Genomic DNA, 21,101 nt, shown 5'->3' on the forward strand with positions numbered 1-21,101 from the left:
GATTCTAATTTTTTTAGTTAAATAGTCTTAAAATTTATGTCTGAGTAAATGTAGTAACTCCACTAAATGACTATTCAGAATCTTAGTACTTCTATTTTAGAATCCTATCCAACTGAACCTTGAATAATTTTCCAATAGGCACTGTATAATTATCGAGAAATATCTGATTTCCTTCAATACGTTTGATATGCTTCTGTGCTACCATAAAAGACCGATGTACTTGAATAAAACAGTCAATGGGCATAAGTTCCATCATTGACGATAATTTTCCACGTGTGGTGATAATTTCTTCTTTTAGGACAATTTTAATATAGTTGCCCGAAGACTCTACAAACAAAATATCATTAAGTACAATTTGTGTGTATTTATTATCTGAACGAAGAAAAAAACTTTCCTGTTTTTTGTCGGCAACCACATTTTGCAAGTTAGATATAATTTTAGGAGTATCTGTACGTACCTTGTTAACCGCTTTCAAAAAACGTTCGAATGAAAAGGGCTTAAGCAAGTAATCAATAATGTTTAATTCATAACCTTCTAAGGCATGCTCTTTATAGGCGGTGGTAACAATTACCTTTGGTGAATGAGACAAGGTTTTTAGAAATTCAAATCCTTGTAATTTAGGCATATTCAGATCCAGAAAAATTAAATCTACCGAATTATTATTGAGGTATTCAATGGCTTCTATGGCATCGTAGCAGTTCTGCATTAATTGCATATTGGGCAACAGTGAGCAATATTTTTGGATGATGTCATGTGCCAACGACTCGTCATCCACTATAATGTATTTAATATTCATAAAGTAAGTCTTAATCTAATTTTATAAATAGCATCATGATTGGTAGATATTTCCAATTCATGTTTGTTCAAGTAAACCAATTCCAGTCTTTTTTTGAGATTATTTAAACCAATTCCTTGAATACTTGATTGCTCATCGGCATCAAAATTATTTTCAATTACAAAATCAACATGTTGCAATGTAGCCTTTAATCGAATGTAAACAAACGCATCTTTTCTTAGTTTTTCTACCCCATGTTTGAAAGCGTTTTCAACCATAATAATAAACAGCAATGGCATAATTTTAATATTCCGATCTACTGTATCTATATCAAAGCGAATAATAATCTCCTTATGGTATCGCATTTTATGCAAATCCATATAGTTTTCAAGATAGGTGATTTCATCCCCTAAGGTAACCCAATCATTTTGTCCTTCATAAATACTATAACGCATCATGTCAGATAATTTGAGAATTAACTGCTGTGCTTTAGCGGTATCTTTTTCTACCAGTCCATAAAGATTATTCAAGGTGTTGAAAAAAAAGTGTGGATTAACCTGACTCTTTAAGTGCATTAATTCCGCTTGCGTTTTGTCTTTTTTTAGTCGGAGTATGATTTTAATCTGAATAATTAACCAGCGTATCATCCAGACTGTCATTGAAATGAAAAATAATAGAATGAAAATGTGATAATCTTCTTCTTTTCCGAAAAAATCATTAAAAACCACCAATAACATGGTGGTCACGATAAAAAAGTAGGGTACTAGCTTTTGAAGGCGTTGCTTATTAAAAGTTTTTTGAAGGAAAGTCATGCTGTAAAATTACATAAAAATTCTAGTCGACCGATGCATTGTTACAGATGTACTTGTAGGTGTGATGAACGTACTGTTGATAGGTGTCAAGTGGTTTCATGTCACAATCCGGGTAATATGTACCTACTTTCCATACATCTGTCCCATTCCTTTTTATATCCATTCTATTCATCTTAATATTGTTTTCAAAATTAACAATCATGGATGAACTTATAATAACTGACCTTTCTAAAACATACAGTAACGGAGTTAAAGCACTTCAAAACGTATCATTACAAATACCGGTGGGTATGTTTGGCTTACTTGGGCCAAATGGCGCCGGTAAATCAACGCTCATGCGTACTATAGCAACCTTGCAGGAAGCCGACAGTGGAAGTATCAAATTTGGAAGCCTCAATATCTTAGAACGTCCGAATGAACTAAAAAAATTGTTAGGCTATCTGCCACAGCAATTTGGCGTCTATCCAGCACTATCTGCTGAGATATTATTGAACCATTTAGCGGTGTTGAAAGGGATTATGAATAGAAAAGAACGTAAAGAAATTGTGCATGCACTTCTTCATAAAGTAAATCTATACGAGGTTCGAGGCCAAAAACTAGGGGAGTTCTCAGGAGGAATGAAACAGCGTTTTGGCATTGCCCAGGCATTGTTAAACAACCCTAAGTTACTGATTGTGGATGAACCAACAGCAGGATTAGACCCTGTTGAGCGTAACCGATTTTATAATCTATTAAGTGAAGTGGGCGAGTATACCATCGTAATTCTCTCAACGCATATAGTAGATGATGTGAAAGAGTTATGTCCTAGAATGGCCATCATCAACAAAGGCAAAGTGCTTATTCAGGGTAATCCCGTAGAAATTATGGGAAATCTGCAAGGGCGGTTATATGAGAAAATCATACACAAAAATGAATTGGAACAATACAAAAATGAATATCAGGTTATTAGTGATCGCCTGTATTTAGGAAACCAGATTGTTCATGTGGTGAGTGACACGCACCCGGGGTCAACGTTCAAATCCATTGACGCCAATCTTGAAGATGTTTATATGTCTCAAATTCTTAATTCTTAATTCTATCCACATGTTATACGAATTTTTCATATTCGAAATTAAATACCGATTGAAGCGACCTGAAACGTATTTTTTCTTTCTTCTTCTGTTCCTGTTCTCAGCAGTGGGCGTTGAATTTGTCTTTCAGGGAATAGATTTAGGATTAGTGAAGAAGAATTCTCCACTTGTGATTGCTAAAGCCATGGGAGCCATTACGGGATTGTCGATGATTATTGCATCGATGATTATGGGTGTTCCTGTACTGCGTGACTTTCAGTACGACATTACTTCACTTATTTATGTCAACCCTATCTCCAAGAAGAATTACTTATTAGGCCGTTTTTTGGGATCCTTTGCTGTGTTACTTTTTATTTTCAGTGGTGTGCTCTGGGGAATGACGATTGGAGAATTTTTGCCATGGAATGATCCAAGCGAATTTTTACCCTTTCAATTTATTAATTATTTGCAGCCCTTTCTTTGGGTGGTGTTACCCACCTTGTTTTTTGGTGCTTCTGTATTTTTTGCGACTGGTGCACTCAGCAAAAATCTGATGGTTGTGTACACTCAGGGTGTGGTCATTTTTGTTTTATTCATGATTACTAAAGGCATTACAAATGAAACCTTTCAAGCATTATTGGATCCCTTTTCACTTACCACATTAACTAAAGCAAGTAAGGAGTGGACGGTAATGGACAGGAACTATTTGCTGATTCCCGTGTCTGGTATTATGCTGCTTAACAAACTCTTTTGGCTAGGTTTGGGTATTTTGGCACTGACGATTGGCTACATCAAGTTTAAGTTGATGGTCATAAACAAAAAAGCTTTCAATAAAAAACATAAACAAAAAGTAAAAGCCTTACCATTTACTTTTACCAAGGCATTACCCTCGGTTACACCTGTCTTTGATATTAAGGCGCAATTCGCACAGCTATTGCTCAATGCCTGGTTTCATAGCGTGTCTATTTTCAGGCTCATTTCCTTTTGGACGATTATTCTGTGCTGCTTTATTGTTATCCTTGTCAATTCGGTGAGCTTAGGTACCTCCTATGGAGTAGATAGTTATCCAACCACGTATTTCATTATCGAAGAATTGCGAGATATGTCTATTTACTTCTTCATTATCATTTTAGTCTTTTATTCCGGTGAGATTATGTGGAAGGAAAGGGATGTTAAGCTAGACCTTATTCATGATGCCTCACCATTTAGTAGTTTTATTAATTTGAGCAGCAGGTTTCTGGGATTACTTTTCATCTATGCCATTGTCATGCTTTCACTCATTACTGCTGGCATTTTTTTCCAAACACTAAACGGCTACTATCGCTACGAATTGGATGTCTACTTCTTCGGATTTTTTTTAGAGCTATTCCCATTCCTGGCCTTGTACACATTTGCATCCATATTCTTTCAAGTACTTACTGGCAACAAGTTTATGGGAATGCTGGCCACCATCGCCTTCGCTATAATAAACGTAGCCATTGGTGTATTTGGTTTGGAACATGCGCTACTTAACTTTGGTGGACAGGCACTGGCCACATACTCGGATATGAATGGTTATGGACACTTCTTGACTGCCTATCTCTGGGTAAAAAGCTATTGGGTTTTGTTTGGCATTCTGCTTTTGATCCTCGCAAGTATCTTGATGGCAAAGAGCAACGAAACGGGGTTAGGAAAACGATGGACGAATGGATTAAAACAAATGGGAAAATCGTTGAAGTTTTTCAGTTTAGTTTGCCTGACGCTTTTCATCAGTACTGGAAGTTATATTTTTTACAATACCAATGTGTTAAATGAATTCTGGACCAAAAGTGAGCAAGATGATTTTAGAGCTGGTTACGAAAAAAACCTGAAGCAGTTTGAATATATTCCGCAACCTAAAATTATAGATGTTAATTTGAAAATCAACTTGTTTCCATCACAAAGATCCTACGAAATAACAGGTTACTATGTTGTTACCAATACATCGCAAATGCCCATTTGTGAAATTCATGTACAAAAACTACTAGAATCAAATGTGAAATTAACGGATGTAACCTTTGATCGTGCTTCAAAAATAAACAAAATGTATAAAAAATATCAGTATACCATTTACAAATTGAGTCAATCGTTAGCTCCGGGTGATACAATGAAAATGAACTTCAAACAAACCTTAAAGCCGATGGGTTTTGAAACTGATAATTCAAATACAGATGTGGTATATAACGGGACTTTCTTTGATAACGCTGTTTTACCAAGCTTTGGTTATCAGAAAAAGTATGAATTGCAGGACGAGGACGACCGAAAAGATTTTGAGCTGGCTCCACGATTGCAAAAAGCCAAGCGGGATGATGTCAAAGAATTGGTAAATGCACGTGGAGGAAGTGATTCGGATGGAATCACATTAGATATAGTAATCAGTACAGAAGCACCACAAACAGCACTTACTTCTGGCGATTTAATTAAAACATGGAACATAGAGAGTCGAAATTATTTTCATTATAAAACCAATCAACGAATCATCCACTTTTATCCCATTGTATCAGGCCAGTATGAGGTAATGAGGGAAACCTATATCCCATCAGGCAATACTTCAAAGGAACTTGTTGATTTAGAGATTTATCATCAGAGAGGACATGAATACAACCTCGAACGTATGATGGAATCTATGAAAATGTCATTAGACTATTACAGCACCAATTTCAGTCCGTACCAATACAAACAACTTCGTATTGTAGAGTTTCCAAGGTATCGAACATTTGCGCAATCTCTACCAGGCATCATTCCTTTTTCAGAAGCGATTGGTTTTGTTATGGATATTGATGATAAAAAAGATGTAGATATGGCATTTTATATTACTGCCCATGAAGTGGCTCACCAATGGTGGGGCTTGCAACTGGAAGCCGCAAACGTACAGGGACAAAACATGATTTTGGAAACACTGTCGCAGTATGCTGCCATAATGGTACTTAAAGAAAAATACTCAGATGAAAAAGTGCAGCAATTTTTAAAGCTCCAATTGGATGAATACACAGAAGCTAATTTAAAATCTAGCAAGAAGGAACTGCCACTGGCGTTGGTTGAAAATGAAGAACATATCTACTACAACAAAGGAGCACTCTCTATGCATGAATTGCAGAAACAAATTGGCAAAGAAAATATAAACAAGGCGTTAAGGCATTTTCTCAATGATTGGCATTCTTTCAATAATTCCCAAAAACCAAATCGCTATGCAACTACCGTGGACTTAATTAAGTATTTTCGTGAAGTAGCTCCGGATTCGAAACAACATGTTATAACAGATTTATTTGAACAGGTCAATAGTATTAAGTAAAACCCTATTGATCATTATAGAGCGACATCAAAAAACATTTAAATTAACCATTTAAAATCAAAGAAATATGCAAGAGATCAATTCTATCAACATTTTGGAAAAATTTTCATTGTTTGAAAAGTTATGGACACCACATATAATTGGTGAGCTCAACGGACAATATGTTAAGCTCTGTAAACTTAAGAATGACTTTGTCTGGCACAACCATCAGGATGAGGATGAAATGTTTGTGGTAGTTAGCGGCACATTAATGATGGACTTTAAAGATGGAAAAACAATATCAACTAGATCTGGAGAAATATTGATAATACCAAAAGGAGAAGAACACAGGCCTTGGACAAAAGGAGAAGAAGTTATGGTAATGCTTATCGAGCCCAAAACCACACAGCATACAGGAGAAATAAAAGTACCTCAAACTGTTGAAAAATTGGAATGGATATAAAGGAAGAAATAAAAGTAATAGCTAATGAAGTTACTGTCGGTAACAATATATACGATTAAAAAGTTTTCAAAAGATTTATGGGTTAGATATGGTTTAACTCTCATCAATAATTTTAACAATCTTATTTTTTCTGCACCAAAAGCATCCCAATTAGCCCCCTAATCCAAAACTATAGTCTTTATAACTAAACTCTTTACTGGAGTGTAGTGAACTCCACCAAAAACACTCATTCCTTTAAGAAAGTCATATTTCAGATTTATTTGATTCATTGCATCTTGAGACAACTTTTCGTTCCAACTAGAAGAAATATTGGTCACGCTAAAAAACTTAATTTAGGAATATCACTTAATGCTTTATTAATAATCATTTGTGAAGCATAACCGTCGTTGCCTACCAGCACTTCTATAATTACAGGAAGGTTTTCTGGAAGTTTTTTAACAGATGTTTGTGCACATAAAAGATCTGAGATGAAAGCAAGGATTATAATGAAAAAACAATTTTATGATTTGTTTTTTCATTATAATCTATTATTTTGGGCTTAATCAGTTACAACGATTTTTGGAATGTTGCTGATAACTTGCCATTGACCATTTTCAAACACACAAACTATGGTTGAATTGAATTTTAATTGGTCGCTTTCCAGCACTGTCTTTGCAAAGGCGATATTTTCTATTTGATGAATATCTTCGTACTTGATTGTTCGAGGATGACCACCGAATTTTTTAGTTCTAACCAAATCAATGTATTGTTCTTTTGAAAAAACAAAAATTCCTGTTTGCTCAAAATGTCCATCTTGAATGTTTTGGTAATTTGGATGCAATATTTGGTCTAGAAGTGTTACATCGTTGTTGTCGCCGCCTCTTACAAAAGTTTCGATAGCGTTTTTAATTTGTTCCATGAGTTACTTATTTAAAATTATTGTATTTCTTTATTAATCTTCGGGCATAAGTTTAGTATTGTAGACAATTTCCCAAAGATGTCCGTCAATATCTTGGAAATAACCTGCGTAACCACCCCAAAAAGTATTTGAAGCAGGTTTAATGATTTTTGCTCCTGCCTTTTCAGCAAGTTCCATTATCGTATCCACTTCATCTTTACTCACTACGTTATGTCCTAAAGTAAATTCCAAAGCAGAAGGATTTTGTTGAGGAATACCTGTGTCGTTTTCCATGCTTTTTCTTGGCCAAAGTGCTAATTTTAAACCACTATGCATGTCAAAAAATGTGACAGCTCCATTTTCAAATTCTGTTCCTATAATCCCTTTTGTTGTTAATCCAAGTCCGTCGCGATAAAATTCAACTGACTTTTCTAAATCTGAAACTCCTAATGTTAATACTGATATTCTTGGTTTCATATTATATGTTTTGTTATAAGACAAAATCATGGACTGAAACGTGACAGTATAGTAAGATATATTTCTTTTTCGATGGTTTGTTTTATACTTTAATTAGGAAGAAATCAGGCATGTTTCAAATGGCTTTCTCAAAAAAAAGGATTGGCATATTAGCAGTAATCGCATTTGGTAAACCTAAGAGAGTAGTAGTAAATTATTTTTTGCTTGCAGGAGGAAAAATCAATTTGGCAGTAATTTATCAGGATCAACGACCGAAAAAATGTTGATTATTTTTCCGCCTTTATTTAGCTCAAAGACCTGACAATTCATCAATAGTGTACCATCATAGAATAAAAGTGCTGGTTGATGATTAATTTTATCAATCTCTATTCTAAAACCTTTTTGGTAGTGTTCAAAAACATACGTTATTAGCTTTATAGTATCGTTTATACCCGAGGTCAGTTGAGCAACTACATTCACTTTGGTTCCACCATCTGCCAAAACCTTCACTTCTTCCGAAAGCATTTGCTCCAAGGTTATGACATCTCTGTTTCGTATTGCTTCTATATATTTTTCTAAGTATATTCTATCTCTTGAAGTGGTTGTTACAACATTGGGCTTATTTTGTTTTAATTTTTTTTTAGCTCTGGATAGCAGTTTTCTTGAGTTTTCTACGGATACGGAGAAGATGTTTGCAATTTCTTCGTGGTCGTAATCAAATGCTTCCTTTAGTAAAAAAACAGCTCTTTCCTTGGTGTTTAATACTTCGAGCAAAACAAGCATTGAATAGTTTAGAATTTCCTCAATTTCAATTTTGCTTTCTCCTTGATTGGTTATAATGGGTTCGGGAAGTGAGATTCGTTGATTTCTTTCTCTGTCGTTTTTCTTTTTCAGGTTTATAGCCTGATTAATAACCGATTTAATCAAATAGGCATTATGATTTGAAATTGAACTTGTTTCCTTTTCGTTGAATTTTATCAAAACATCCTGAATTACATCTTGGCTATCTGCGATATTCCCCAAGATGTTATACGCATAAGGAAACAATTTTTTAGTAAGTGTTTCTATATCATCCATTATTTCATTTTATCATTAGACAATTTTGCAATAGGAAATGTGACATAGTTTTCTTTCTATTATTTTTTGGTTAACTATCTTCTTTTTGCTTGTCGTTTGTTTCGGCTATACATATAGACATTGTAGTAATCATTACAATCTAAAGCGATTATTAATTTAAGGCTAATAATAACAATTAATACTGAATCAAAACAGACAACAATAGGTTTATTATTAATCACTTTTTTCAAGATTAAATTTAATACAATTCTTCACAATAAAAACCTTGGTTGTTTAATATTTTGCATATTGAGTCTGCTTTTAGTTCTTGGGTTTCAACTCGGAGGATGTTGTCACAATCCTCCAAATCAAAATTCCAATATTCATTTTTAGTAATTAGATTATTTAAAAATGGTTTTACTGTTTTAATATGACTTTTTTTAGAAATAGAAGTTTTAAATACTAAAACTGTTTTCATGATGTTTATAATTTGTTAGCGTTCGTAAAATGCAGGTGGTTCAATGCCTAATGAGCGTAGATAGACATAACCTTGTCCTCTGTGGTGTATTTCATTGTCTATAAAATAGAATATTGAAGAATATACAGTTCCTTCATATTGTCCAAATATTTTTATATTTTGTTGAAACTGTTCTGGTTTAATTTGAGCCCAATATGTGTCAATTTCTTTTGTTGCTTCATCCCATAATTCAAGTATTTTAGCTTTTTTGTTGCCATGTTCAAAATGTTCATTAAGAGGAGCTGATTTTCCTGTAGCGATTTCTTTGATACCTGGTCCGGCAATACCTAGAAGTTCCATAATCATTTCAGAGAATGGTCTCATTCCACCTATTGTGTGTTTAAAAAAAGCTTCTTCAGGAAAAGCTTCAATAGTTCTTCTCGTTAAGCCTCTGTGTCCTTGCCAGTGATTAATTAAATCTGTTGGCGTAATTACTTCATGTGATTTCATGCTTTTGTTTAATGTAGTGTCCATAATTTTTTGATTTTTAATTCTAATACAAAATTAGGATGGGTAAGTGACAGCCCTTTGTCAACAGTAAAAAATATTTTATTTTTTATTTGTAATTCTTTGTAAATCATTGTTTTCTGTTTAAAAAAAATAGAAATGTATATTAGAAAGGATTTTATTGTTGACATAGGGTTGTCATATTCAATGCTTTACTTTGTTCTATATTTATTTCATCACTAATATTGGATATTATGAATAAATTGAAGTCAAAATTTGATTTATACTTTTATTTTAAATCCTATCTTTGGGAGATATGTTATGCCATTATGAGTTTAGATTCAGTAAAGCGTTTTGATCGTATTGTAGCAATTTTGGTACAATTACAGTCGAAACGAATTGTTAAAGCGCAAGAATTAGCTGATCGATTTCAGGTAAGTTTGCGTACTATTTATAGAGATGTAAGAACATTAGAAGCTTCTGGAGTACCTATTGTTAGTGAAGCAGGAGTAGGTTATTCTATTATGGATGGTTATCGATTACCTCCAGTGATGTTTACTCGTGAGGAAGCTGGAAGTTTTGTTGCAGCAGAGAAATTTATGCAAAAATTTGTGGATAAATCTTTAGGAAGTTATCATGAATCTGCTATGTATAAAGTAAAATCAGTGTTGAGAGGAAGTGAGAAAGATTGGATTTCAGCATTAGAATCGCAAATAATGGTTGATCCGTCTCAAGAACTTTTTAATAAAGATTTACCAAATGCTTTAGAAATTCTTTTTGAGAGTATAGCGGAGAAAAAACAAGTCTTTTTAAAATATCATTCTTTGAATAGTGAAATGCCTTCTGAGAGAAAAATTGAACCTGTTGGATTGTTTCATGAAAATGGTTTTTGGTATGTACTAGGCTATTGTCTTTTTAGAAATGATTACAGACAATTTAGAACAGATAGAATGTTGCAGATTAATAGAACTCATACTCAATTTACTATGGAGCATGGTACTATTGACGAGCATAGACAGAAAAAGGAAACGTGTGAGAATACGAAGGTTGTTGTTTTAGTAGATAAAAGTGTAGCACGATATATAAATGGAAGTAGAAAGCATTATGGTTTTATTTCAGAAAAGATTAAAGGGAATAATGTAGAAATGACTTTTATGACTTCAGATTTGGAAAATGGTTTTCCAAGATGGTATCTTATGTTTTGTGATTATGCTACAATTATTGAACCCGAAAGTTTGAAACATCGCATTAGAGAGATATTGAAAGTTGGAGAATCGAAACTTTTAATTTAAGAGAGGTTTTTAAGCTCTTTTTTCTGTTACTTTAAAGTAATTTTTAGGTCTGTTTAATTCCTTGGATATGGTTTGTATTAATAATTTGTTTCATTTAAAATTGTATTGAATAACTCAACTTGTTTTTTATAAAAGTCATTTGATAATTTACAAGAAAAAAAATCAAAAGCATGTACAGCTCCTTTTATTTCTAATAGATTAATTGAAACACCTGCTTCTTGCAATTTTAAAGCATAATCCTTTCCTTCATCTTTAAGTGGATCAAATTCGCAAACTACAATAGTTGCAGGAGGTAAGTTTGTAAAGTTTTTTTCTAATAACGGAACAGCATATTTTAGAGGATTTTTTATATTTTGTTTTAGGTAATGTTTCCACATCCATTCTGCACTTGTTCTGGTTTGCATAGGAGCATTTGCTAATTCTTTCATAGATGAGGTTTTTAAGCGATTATCCACAGGTGGATATAATAAATATTGATGCTGTATTTTAACGTTTTGATTGTCTCTTGCTAAATGACTAATAGAACTTGCAATTGTGGCTCCTGCACTGCTTCCGCCTATTAGTATGTTGTTTTTATTTCCACTTAAATTGTTTCCATATTCCGATAGCCATAGAAGTGCATCGTATCCATCTTCCATTGCTGCAGGAAAAGGATGTTCAGGAGCCAGTCGATAGTCTACAGAAACGATTAAAGCGTTAATGTCTAATGATAGCTTGAAAAATATAAAGTCATATTGTTCAGGAGTTCCATAGATAAATGCACCTCCATGAAAATAAAGTAATATGGGTAATTTTCTTTTCTCTTTGGGTTTGTATATTCTTAATCTGATTTTTCTTGACTTATCAGAAGAAGGAATATAAATGTTTTCAACGTCAAGTTGCTGTGGAATATTAAGTGATTCGTCTATTAATGATGAATCCATTTCTTCTTTCCTTATTTTCACAGGATCATTTGCTAATAAGTTTTCATAATCAATATTATTAAAAGGACTACTTGTAACAGCTTCCCATAGCTCTTTATCTATATTTTCGATTAGTTGTTGCATAGTTTTATAATTTTATTTAGCAAAAATAGACTGATAAAAAACTAAAAAATAGGTACAATTAAAGGGTGTTTAGGTATTTTTGCAGTATGAGAGAAAATTTGTATCAATCGCTTGAGGTATTTTATGAAAGAGTAGATGAATGTCCATTACGAGATAGACAGTTTAATTTTTTTGAATTGGTTTATGTCATATCTGGTTCTGGAAGTTATTCTGTAAATGGAAATAAAGTGATTTATGCTTCTGAAGATTTATTTTTAACTACGCCCAATGATTGTCACGAATTTAATTTGGATGGCATGTGTGAGTTTATAGTAATTCGTTTTGGTGAAAATTATATTAAAGAATATCAGTGGAAGAGTATAGACCATATTGAATGTTTGTTGTATTATGCATCTCATTTATCAGGTTCTATTTTAGTTAACCATGATGATAAACAAATGGTTAATAAGTTAATGCAACATTTACACTGGACTATTGCGCATGATGCAATTTATAATGAAGACTTAAAACGTCATTTGGTAAACGCAGTTATTGTACTTGCAGCAAGAAATATAGCAATTATTAAACCTCAAAATATTTCTCCAAATGTAGATATGCGAATTTTAAATATTTTAGATTATATTCAAGAGTATATACGTCGCCCAGAACTTTTAAAGATTCCTATAATAGCTGAAAAATTTGGATTGTCACCCACTTATCTCGGAAGTTATTTCCGTAAACAATGTGGTGAAACTATTCAGCACTATATTTCTTCCTATAGAGTTCGACTAATAGAACATCGATTGCATTTTAGTGATAAAAGGATTCATGAGATTGCAGATGAATTTGGTTTTTCAGATGAAAGTCATATTAATAAATTTTTCAAAAGACATAACACGATAAGTCTTAAAGCTTATAGAAATCAAAAAAAGAATTGAAAATGTTCTTTGTTAGAGTTTTAATATGATGATTTTTCCAAAATAAATATGATTCTTCGTTTTAGTCTTTATAGCTTTTGAAAAGGAGTAAGTTGTATGTGTGTTAATATTCGTTTATAATATTTGGCTTATAGTTGTTGCATGAATTTATAGCAAAAGATTACAAGTATAAAACTCCTTGTAGAATTTTCGGAATCCTAAGTGAAACAGACAGACGAAGTAAAATTCAAAAACACAAGTAAAAACTAGCAATCGCAACGCTTGTTGGTAGATAATTTTATTTTTAGAAAAGTTGTGACAATTCTTTTTTATTTTTTTTGTTTTGTCACAAAACTGTGACAAAATTATTTTGATGAGCATGAATTGTCACAGTTTTGTGACAAAATTATTTTAAGTTAATTGCTTTGTCACAGTTTTTGATTGGATATAATTTAGTAGCATTTAACTTATATAGTGAAAAGAGTATTATGATCGGATGGATTAAAAGCTTACTTACTATGCTAAGAAAATGTCAAGATTTTAAAGTAAAATAGTAGAACCTGTATTAGGTATATTGATTAACTTTCTTAGTATGAAAAAAATAAAGAGTAATCGCCCAAGTTCTATCTGTAAAGAAAGTATAAGCAACTACTTTTCTAAAAACACAATTTTACAAGTTAAAAATTGCTTTTTTAAGCTATCCTAATTTTTATGAAATTATACTTAACTAAAGTTTTGTGCAATGAGTATTTTTACTCAATATAGTTAAAAAAGTCACAAATGATGTCAATTGGAGGCTAACAAAAACTTTATTTTAATGTGGATGTTAATATAAGTTAAAATAGAGTGTTTTTAGGTTTTTTATCATAAATTGCTTTGTCTCTTTAACATTTTAAAGTATAATATATTCCTAGACTAAGCGTTTTATTTTTAAGATTAAACTCTTTTTATAAACGAGTTGATCTTTTCTAATTTATTAGATTACGGTAAAAAATATAATACATTTTAATACTATTAATTTAGTTTTCTTATTGGATTAGGTTTGTATGATAATATTTAATAAAGATAAGTATAGGGAGATTAAGAGTTATTGACCAAGATTTTTATTTACTTAATATTATGATTAAAATTGCTTTAATTGATGATCATGAACTTTTTAGAAAAAGTTTGTCTACACTATTGTCTTTTTCAACGAATTTCAATGTTGTTTATGATACAAATGATGGGCTAGCATTTTTAGAATATATAAAAGAGAATGATGTAGATATTATTTTGTTAGATATTCAAATGCCTATAATAAATGGCTTTGAGTTGTGTAAAATATTGAAAAGTATACAACCAGAAATTAAAATTTTGATTGTTTCACAACTCAATTCAAAAGAAGTGACACATCATGTTATGACATGTGGTGCGAACGGATTTTTTAGTAAAAATTCTTCTCCAAATCTTTTAGAAAATGCTATTGAAAACATAATGGAAAATGATTATTATTTTGATGATGAATTAGGGATTGTTATTAAAGATGCAATTTTATGGGAAAGAAGAGAGGGTTATACATTAGATTTCTCGGAATCAATTTATTTGTCTGATAGAGAGATTGAAATTATTAATATGGCTTGTGTTGAAATGAGTAGTAAGGAAATAGCAAATAAGTTGTGTATTAGTACTCGAACGGTTGAAAATCATAGAAAGCGTATAATGGAAAAAACCCGTGCCAAAAATTTTATTGGAGTCATCTTGTTTGCTTTAAAGATTAACGCTATTACTTTAGATAATTTTAGTTAATGGTTGTTCTTCAATGTACAATTTTATAATTAAAAGAGGAAATAAAGATTAATTTTTTTTAAATATAAATATCAAATTAGGTATAAATACTCATTGATTTTTAATTATAAAATATATAGTTTTGGAAGAGTCATATTAATAAATAAGTTGTTTTTTCCATGAAAAAAGTATCGCAATTTTTTTTCAAACTAAGCATACATAAAAAAATAAACTTATTCAAACACTTTTTATAGTCGCTTGAAAAAACTGATTTTTTTACCTACTAAATTAAATAAAGGTACGAAAATTGCAATAAAATTCATTACAATAAATTTTTATATAGTGTACTAAAAATTACTTCAATATTAAACCAAATAGCCTCTCATGATTAAAATTGCAATCGTAGACGATCATCAAATAGTTAGACAAGGACTTAAAAATCTATTAGAAGTAAGTAAGGATTTTGAAGTAATTACTCAGGCAGCTAACGGATTAGAGTTTTTAAAAATTTTGGCAACGGATGCAATACACCCTGATGTGGTATTGTTAGATTTACAAATGCCTACAATGGATGGATATGAAACTAGTATAAAGCTCAAAGAAAAATATTCTCAAATTAAAATTATTATTTTATCACAGCGTGAAACAAAAGAAAGTATAAAAAAAGTCTTTTTAGCAGGAGCTAATGGTTACCTTACAAAGGATACAGATTTTACATCTTTACATCTTGCTATAAATAGAGTTTACAATGAAGATTTTTATTTTGATATGAAATTTTCTAATGTTATAAGAGAGGCAATGGTAATTAAAGGAGAAATGTTAAATATTGATCACTTAAAGAAAAGTAGAGAAAAAATACTTTCAGAAAGAGAGATTGAAATTGTAGATTTAATTAGTAAGGAATATAATACTGGTGAAATTGCAGACAAATTATGCTTGAATTATAGAACGATTGAGTCACATAGAAAAAGAATAATGACTAAAGTAGGTGCTAAAAATTTCATTGGTGTCATTATCTTTGCAATTAAAAATGGTTTAATTACTATTTAAAGATTATATAGCTACTAATAAAAAGGTAACGATTATATAACTATTTTATTTGATAAGCGATTAAAGTCAAATCTATAAATTATAAGAGCAACTTATATTACTCTAAATTTTTCACAAAGCATTAAAACTAAAATGTAAATTCCATTAAATGGTTTTTCTTATTTTAAACCACCTTTTTGGTGGTTTTTTTATGCTTTATTTTTATGTATTACGTGTTTACACGTAACGCAAAATTCCGTGTAAATACGGATTGACAGGAATCATAATAGAAGTTAAATTTACTAATCTTTAAAATTCAATTCATGGCAGAAGTAATTTCCAATACACAAGGGCAAAATTTAACCACTTCCAATCAAGGAACCAATGTAAGAGCTGTGATTCAACCCGTTTCACATTTTGTTTTGCAAACCACTTCTGGAGCCATAACAATTTCTGAAAGTAACAGTTTTGGAGCGGTTAATCCAACACAATTTCGAACTACTTCAAAAATTACTTTTACGGGAAGCAAGAAAGTATATGCTTTGTGCCAAGGTCAGGTTTTGGTACAACCACAAATAGGAAATACGAGCAAAGTGAATCTTATTCTAAAGCCTTTTGCCCAACCTATTAAAGATTTAGGAATTAAATATATCATATATAGAGGACTAAATAAGAGTGATTTTGTTGCCAATGATGTGATTGTAGGAGATGAAAATAATGGTACAGAATTTATAAAACACATTTGGAAAGAATTCAATCAGTTTTATAGTACTGAAAATACAAACCAACCCAAGCCTACTTTTGCGGCTAATTTTATAGGTTTTCCCACAACAACAAACCCTCAAACCGATTTATCTGTTTTAATAGACACTTTTTTTTACAAATTATCTGAAACATTAGTAGATACTGTAACTGGAGAAGCTACTGAACCAAAAGAAAAAGCCTTTGAGTTACCTATGGTAAAAAGAGGCATGTATTTAGGAGATATTACAGGAGAATTAGGAATTGATATTGTTCTTAATTCTGGAGAATATTACATTGAAAACGATCCAACTCCTTTTAAATTCGATTTAAACTATGCAAGAGCTACAGATTTTATGCTAGATCTTGCCAGCGCTACAACTCCTTTTCAAGAAAAATTACTCAAAGAAGTTTGTACAAAATTTATTGATATAGTAGCATTCTATGGTTTACATGCTAACGGAAGTGGAAAAATATATGTAGATGAAACGGCAACACCTTTAACCACTAAAGACACTATCTTTGGTTTACTCACAAGTTTTTATACTAAAAATACACAATACATTTATTTGCAAGCAAACCGACAAAGAAGTTATAACTTTTATGAAAATTATAAGTATTCTGAAGACAATGCAAACAATATAAAAATTGGCACTACTTTAGCTAATGGAACAGAAACCACCTTTGGTCATGCAAGTTGGCCTATACATAAAGTAGCTAATAATGAAAACCTTTATATACAACTTACTACTGACAATTACAGTGAAGCCACTTTATATGTAAAGTTGGGCAACCTACAAACTAGTCATGAAAACAACTTTGTAAGAAATACAAACTTGTTGCATCCAGCTTCTGAAGACCCTTCTATAACAATCGATTATAATTATACCCAAACTATTGGTTTTCAATTTGAAAAATCAGGTACAGAAGTTATAGCATCTATAGTACAACTCATTTATGAAGGTAAACAATTAACCGTTTCTGAATACATTGCTCCACCCATAGATACTAATGCGGATCCTATTGTGCCGTCTATCTTTTATTTAAAAGACATAGACGACATTTTTGGATTATTAAATGCTAAGTCATTCATAGCTACTAAAAATGAAAACGAATTACCTTCAGTAATAGAAGAAGAATTGCAACTTATTCATTTTCCTAATGCGCTTAAAAAAACTGATGTAGCGGCTGTAAAAGTAAAAAAAATAGAAGATTTTATTAAAATTGATGAAGATAGCGATTTGCAAAGGGTAACTTTTGAAACGTTGTTAGTAGATATTAAGCAAAACCAAACTAGTTTTTCAAATAAATCTTCAACTATAAAGGATGGTTCAACGGCTAGTTCTCTAAACTATGATAGTACTCAAAATAATTTCTATACTGTTCAAAAACCTTATTTATATTATACTGATGTTTTTAACCATGTAAACAATGAAATTATTGGGTTAAGATTATTGGATGAAAATGGGAATAAGCCATCTAAAAAGATTTTTGGAGTTACTAAATCTGAATTCCAACAACTTCAATTAATTATTGAAAGCAATCAGCTAATTAATTCAAAGATATACTTTAAAACCATTTCAGAGAATAAATTTATTACATCATTAGAGAATGTATTGTATAAATTTTTTAGCCTAGCTATTATTGGTGAGAAAACAGATGGGATTATGAAAGTCTATGAAATACAAGAGCCAATATTGATTTTTACATTAGATGATTTTGTTTATTTTACTAAATCATATTCTGAGTACATGCCACTAAATGGAATTAGAGAAGAAATAGCAATAGATTATAAAGTAATAGAAGAGTAAAATGGATAAAATATATGTATTGAAGAATGGTTTAGCTGTTAAATTACCTTTATCTCTCTTTGAAGATTTAATAGTTGATATAGATGGTTTTTTGATAAGTTTCAAGTATAAAAGAAACGACAACTTTGTAAGCTATCATTTTTACTATGATTATGAATTTAAGAATGAACGATACCAAAACAAATCGTATGTTCCAGATGGATATTATGAAGAAGAAAAAGCATTAACATTTTTTGCTTATAAGCAAAGTACAGCTTTTAATCCTAATAGTGTTCCTACACCTGTAGAAATGAAACAGCTTTATTGCTTTGATACTATAAAGTTTTTAGAAAATTATCCGCCAAAATTAGATGATGAAGTAACAGTTGAAACCATAAATTCAACTTTGCCTGATTTTATATATGAAGAGAATAAAGCTGTTTTTAAAATAATCAATAATGAAAATGGAGAATTAAAGCGATACTATTTGAAGAAAGGGGAAATTGATTTTCCTAAAGAACAAGGAGCTAATAATGGCTATGTTTCTTATGAATTAATTCAACATAATTTTTTAAGCTCTCAAAATCCAATTTTTGTTTCTCTTGGTCGTTTTTACCATAAAAACTTTGTTGAAAGAAGGACTGCTTGGATTATTAATAATAATGAAACACAAAGATTTGATAGAATTACCACTCTAATTGTTCTAAGAATAAGGAAAATAGTAGAGGATGTTTTTCCACTTTTTTTAGATTCAATTGATTGGTCTATAGTTGATGGAGTTGGTTATGATTTATCAGTATATCAACAGTCAGATTTGGATACAGATTTAAAAAAGACGCTATATGAAATTAAAAAAAGTTGGGCAATATATTATATTCCAACTAGTACGAACACGAATTTACATGTTTATAATGCTATCTTACCTAGTCTGCCTGATTATGATACATTTAAAAAGTACTATCAAGCATTAGTTAATTTCTACACAAATTGTTATAGGGTAAAACTCCAGTTTTCAGATAAAACGGAAACAGAAAAATTAGAATTATTAATAAAATGTTTACCCGCTTCTGCTTTAAATATTATTCCATTAGAACAAAGAATTAATTTATTAATTAATTTGGCTAAAGGTAGAATTTTTGAAGACAAAGAAAATTTGGTGTTAAAAATAATTCTATCAATTGATCCAAGTGATGCCACAACATTTTTATATAAGCTAGAAAAAACAATTATATATGAAGGAGAAGATAATTATACACTTTATGAAGCTCTATACAATAAAATTGATGATCAAATAGCTTGGTTTGGTAAAGATAATCGAAAAGCGTTAATGCTTCAACTTTTTAAATTATGGTATGTTTCGGCATATAATCCTAGTATGGATACTGGTGATTTTGCAGACACCACAGTTCAGGATTTAGAAGATATTGAAAGTGCGTTAATTGGTTATGAAGCAAATACTGTTCTTTTGAATTATGATGCTGAAAAATTTTTCGGTTTTTATACCGATAATATGGATTTTAGTTTTTCTAATAAAAAAATTGCGGTTTTTGAAGAAAAACAAGAAATAATTAAGGTAGCTCCAAATTATGGTAATGATTTTCAAACAGAAAAAGTTAGAACAATTTCTGTAAAAATAGGTACTTATAATATTTTTCAAGCCATTTCATTGAATGATTATAAAGAAAATGATGTGGCTATTAAAATACCATTAGTAGATTTAGAGCAAGATGGTCAAAAAGTAACCGCTTTATTGCCCTTGTTTTATTTAAAATATATGGACGATTATGGTGATAATGAAGATTTATGGACAGGAATAGGATTGACACTTGATGTAGCTTTAACTTTTACAGGAGTAGGAAATATAAATAAGTTAAGATATTTACGACATATAGGGAAATTTGGTAAAGCTTATAGAGCATGGAGAAATGGTAATGCAACAGCTGAGGTCTTATTTACCGTAAAAGCACTTTGGTCTGCTACACAAGGAGTAGCAGCTCTTTTTGAAATTACTTCAAGTTTGTTGTCTATATATCTAGAATATTATACGAATAGTTGTAATAATTATAAAACAGATGTAACGGCAAATATTAACAACATAACGCCTAATGGGCAATTACCTGATGATTCGCAACAAAGTGATGAATATAAAAGGTGTAAGTTAATTGACAGAATATTATTTGCTATTCAAATAGGTTCTTTAGGAATGGATTTACTAGCCAGTAAGATGATAAAAAAACATTCTAAAGAGCTAGAATTATTAGGTTTTCCACCAGAATGGGATTTACCACAATTTCAAACATTAAAAACCACTTTTCAGGATTTAAATAATTTAGACATTAATAATTACTTCAATTTCATAAATCAAATACCCGATACTTATCGTGCTACCATAGGAAATAAGCTACTGAGTTATGGAGATGTTACCAAGCAAAACGAATTTTTAAACGATTTTGGAGCTGTAGAGCAAACAGAAGGTTTTTGGAAAATGATGGCAAAAGATGGAGCAGAAGGGGTTGAAAACTGGAAAAAATTATTAGAAAATGGTATTGAGAACGAAAGAAGAATTTTTACCTATTTAGAAGATACCAGTTTAACCAATTCTTTAGTGAGATTTTACCAAGATAGTAATTTAAAAACCGTTTTAAGAAAACTAGATGAAGCTGCAAAGCAAAAGTTTTTAAGAGAAATGGGTGATATTTCTCCCACAAATTTCGCTAAATTTGTAAGCGATCCAGAATTAGTAAACAAATGGTTAAAATATTATGACGATGCCATTTTACGTTCTGATTTTAAAGCTTTAGG

General features: G+C 31.0%; 17 protein-coding genes. 9 read left to right on the top strand and 8 right to left on the bottom strand.

The features are described 5' to 3' along the window. Positions 1-91: 91 nt before the first annotated feature. A complete protein-coding gene (locus SY27_RS04985; protein WP_045967790.1) occupies positions 92-796 on the bottom strand; it encodes a LytTR family DNA-binding domain-containing protein in 705 nt (234 codons plus the stop codon). Beyond that, positions 793-1,587 (bottom strand): sensor histidine kinase, encoded by a 795-nt coding sequence (locus tag SY27_RS04990; protein WP_045967792.1) that lies wholly within the window; start codon positions 1,585-1,587, stop codon positions 793-795. The genes SY27_RS04985 and SY27_RS04990 overlap by 4 nt, the downstream gene beginning before the upstream one ends. 200 nt (positions 1,588-1,787) lie before the next feature. On the opposite strand from SY27_RS04990, the gene SY27_RS04995 reads away from it, so the two are divergent. The 3 genes from SY27_RS04995 (at position 1,788) to SY27_RS05005 (ending at position 6,388) form a co-directional block, all read left to right on the top strand. Next, positions 1,788-2,660 (top strand): ABC transporter ATP-binding protein, encoded by an 873-nt coding sequence (locus tag SY27_RS04995; protein WP_045967794.1) that lies wholly within the window; start codon positions 1,788-1,790, stop codon positions 2,658-2,660. A 49-nt stretch (positions 2,661-2,709) separates the two neighbouring features. Then, positions 2,710-5,946 (top strand): M1 family aminopeptidase, encoded by a 3,237-nt coding sequence (locus SY27_RS05000; RefSeq protein WP_235270907.1) that lies wholly within the window; start codon positions 2,710-2,712, stop codon positions 5,944-5,946. Positions 5,947-6,013: 67 nt separating this feature from the next. Further along, positions 6,014-6,388, top strand: a complete 375-nt coding sequence (locus SY27_RS05005) for a cupin domain-containing protein (protein ID WP_045967795.1) — start codon at positions 6,014-6,016, stop codon at positions 6,386-6,388. A gap of 538 nt (positions 6,389-6,926) precedes the next feature. Here SY27_RS05005 and SY27_RS05010 read toward each other — a convergent pair. The 5 genes from SY27_RS05010 to SY27_RS05030 form a co-directional block, all read right to left on the bottom strand. Then, positions 6,927-7,286: a nuclear transport factor 2 family protein gene (locus SY27_RS05010; RefSeq protein ID WP_045967798.1), complete on the bottom strand. Its 360-nt coding sequence runs from the start codon at positions 7,284-7,286 to the stop codon at positions 6,927-6,929. 33 nt (positions 7,287-7,319) lie between these two features. Then, complete coding sequence (locus tag SY27_RS05015; RefSeq protein WP_045967800.1) at positions 7,320-7,742, bottom strand: VOC family protein; 423 nt, start codon at positions 7,740-7,742, stop codon at positions 7,320-7,322. A gap of 219 nt (positions 7,743-7,961) precedes the next feature. Next, positions 7,962-8,798, bottom strand: a complete 837-nt coding sequence (locus SY27_RS05020) for a sigma-70 family RNA polymerase sigma factor (protein ID WP_052705146.1) — start codon at positions 8,796-8,798, stop codon at positions 7,962-7,964. 238 nt (positions 8,799-9,036) lie between these two features. Further along, on the bottom strand, positions 9,037-9,255 hold the full coding sequence (locus SY27_RS05025; protein ID WP_045967802.1) for a hypothetical protein: 219 nt from the start codon (positions 9,253-9,255) through the stop codon (positions 9,037-9,039). A gap of 15 nt (positions 9,256-9,270) precedes the next feature. Further along, a complete protein-coding gene (locus SY27_RS05030; protein ID WP_200894130.1) occupies positions 9,271-9,768 on the bottom strand; it encodes a DinB family protein in 498 nt (165 codons plus the stop codon). Between the two features lie 302 nt (positions 9,769-10,070). On the opposite strand from SY27_RS05030, the gene SY27_RS05035 reads away from it, so the two are divergent. Continuing rightward, a complete protein-coding gene (locus SY27_RS05035; RefSeq protein WP_045967804.1) occupies positions 10,071-11,033 on the top strand; it encodes a YafY family protein in 963 nt (320 codons plus the stop codon). Between the two features lie 77 nt (positions 11,034-11,110). Here the strand turns inward: SY27_RS05035 and SY27_RS05040 are convergent, their stop codons facing one another. Beyond that, positions 11,111-12,079 carry an alpha/beta hydrolase gene (locus SY27_RS05040; protein ID WP_045967806.1) on the bottom strand — a complete coding sequence of 323 codons (969 nt, stop codon included), beginning with the start codon at positions 12,077-12,079 and terminating at the stop codon, positions 11,111-11,113. Between the two features lie 86 nt (positions 12,080-12,165). Here SY27_RS05040 and SY27_RS05045 point away from each other — a divergent pair, with 86 nt between their 5' ends. The 5 genes from SY27_RS05045 to SY27_RS05065 form a co-directional block, all read left to right on the top strand. Then, positions 12,166-12,996, top strand: a complete 831-nt coding sequence (locus SY27_RS05045; RefSeq protein ID WP_200894131.1) for an AraC family transcriptional regulator — start codon at positions 12,166-12,168, stop codon at positions 12,994-12,996. Positions 12,997-14,094: 1,098 nt separating this feature from the next. Next, positions 14,095-14,760 (top strand): response regulator transcription factor, encoded by a 666-nt coding sequence (locus SY27_RS05050; protein ID WP_045967808.1) that lies wholly within the window; start codon positions 14,095-14,097, stop codon positions 14,758-14,760. A gap of 363 nt (positions 14,761-15,123) precedes the next feature. After that, entirely contained in the window at positions 15,124-15,789 is a 666-nt protein-coding gene (locus SY27_RS05055) for a response regulator transcription factor (RefSeq protein ID WP_045967810.1), read from the top strand. A gap of 302 nt (positions 15,790-16,091) precedes the next feature. Next, positions 16,092-18,320, top strand: a complete 2,229-nt coding sequence (locus SY27_RS05060) for a hypothetical protein (protein ID WP_045967812.1) — start codon at positions 16,092-16,094, stop codon at positions 18,318-18,320. A gap of 1 nt (position 18,321) precedes the next feature. Beyond that, on the top strand, positions 18,322-21,101 hold a 2,780-nt coding region (locus SY27_RS05065), incomplete at its 3' end, for a hypothetical protein (protein ID WP_045967814.1).

Source organism: Flavobacterium sp. 316, from assembly GCF_000967805.1.
Taxonomy (GTDB): domain Bacteria; phylum Bacteroidota; class Bacteroidia; order Flavobacteriales; family Flavobacteriaceae; genus Flavobacterium; species Flavobacterium sediminilitoris.

Coding starts and splice junctions, on each gene's coding strand:
- SY27_RS04985 (WP_045967790.1), bottom strand. CDS start 796: ATGAATATTAAATACATTATAGTGGATGACGAGTCGTTGGCACATGAC.
- SY27_RS04990 (WP_045967792.1), bottom strand. CDS start 1,587: ATGACTTTCCTTCAAAAAACTTTTAATAAGCAACGCCTTCAAAAGCTA.
- SY27_RS04995 (WP_045967794.1), top strand. CDS start 1,788: ATGGATGAACTTATAATAACTGACCTTTCTAAAACATACAGTAACGGA.
- SY27_RS05005 (WP_045967795.1), top strand. CDS start 6,014: ATGCAAGAGATCAATTCTATCAACATTTTGGAAAAATTTTCATTGTTT.
- SY27_RS05010 (WP_045967798.1), bottom strand. CDS start 7,286: ATGGAACAAATTAAAAACGCTATCGAAACTTTTGTAAGAGGCGGCGAC.
- SY27_RS05015 (WP_045967800.1), bottom strand. CDS start 7,742: ATGAAACCAAGAATATCAGTATTAACATTAGGAGTTTCAGATTTAGAA.
- SY27_RS05020 (WP_052705146.1), bottom strand. CDS start 8,798: ATGGATGATATAGAAACACTTACTAAAAAATTGTTTCCTTATGCGTAT.
- SY27_RS05025 (WP_045967802.1), bottom strand. CDS start 9,255: ATGAAAACAGTTTTAGTATTTAAAACTTCTATTTCTAAAAAAAGTCAT.
- SY27_RS05030 (WP_200894130.1), bottom strand. CDS start 9,768: ATGGACACTACATTAAACAAAAGCATGAAATCACATGAAGTAATTACG.
- SY27_RS05035 (WP_045967804.1), top strand. CDS start 10,071: ATGAGTTTAGATTCAGTAAAGCGTTTTGATCGTATTGTAGCAATTTTG.
- SY27_RS05040 (WP_045967806.1), bottom strand. CDS start 12,079: ATGCAACAACTAATCGAAAATATAGATAAAGAGCTATGGGAAGCTGTT.
- SY27_RS05045 (WP_200894131.1), top strand. CDS start 12,166: ATGAGAGAAAATTTGTATCAATCGCTTGAGGTATTTTATGAAAGAGTA.
- SY27_RS05050 (WP_045967808.1), top strand. CDS start 14,095: ATGATTAAAATTGCTTTAATTGATGATCATGAACTTTTTAGAAAAAGT.
- SY27_RS05055 (WP_045967810.1), top strand. CDS start 15,124: ATGATTAAAATTGCAATCGTAGACGATCATCAAATAGTTAGACAAGGA.
- SY27_RS05060 (WP_045967812.1), top strand. CDS start 16,092: ATGGCAGAAGTAATTTCCAATACACAAGGGCAAAATTTAACCACTTCC.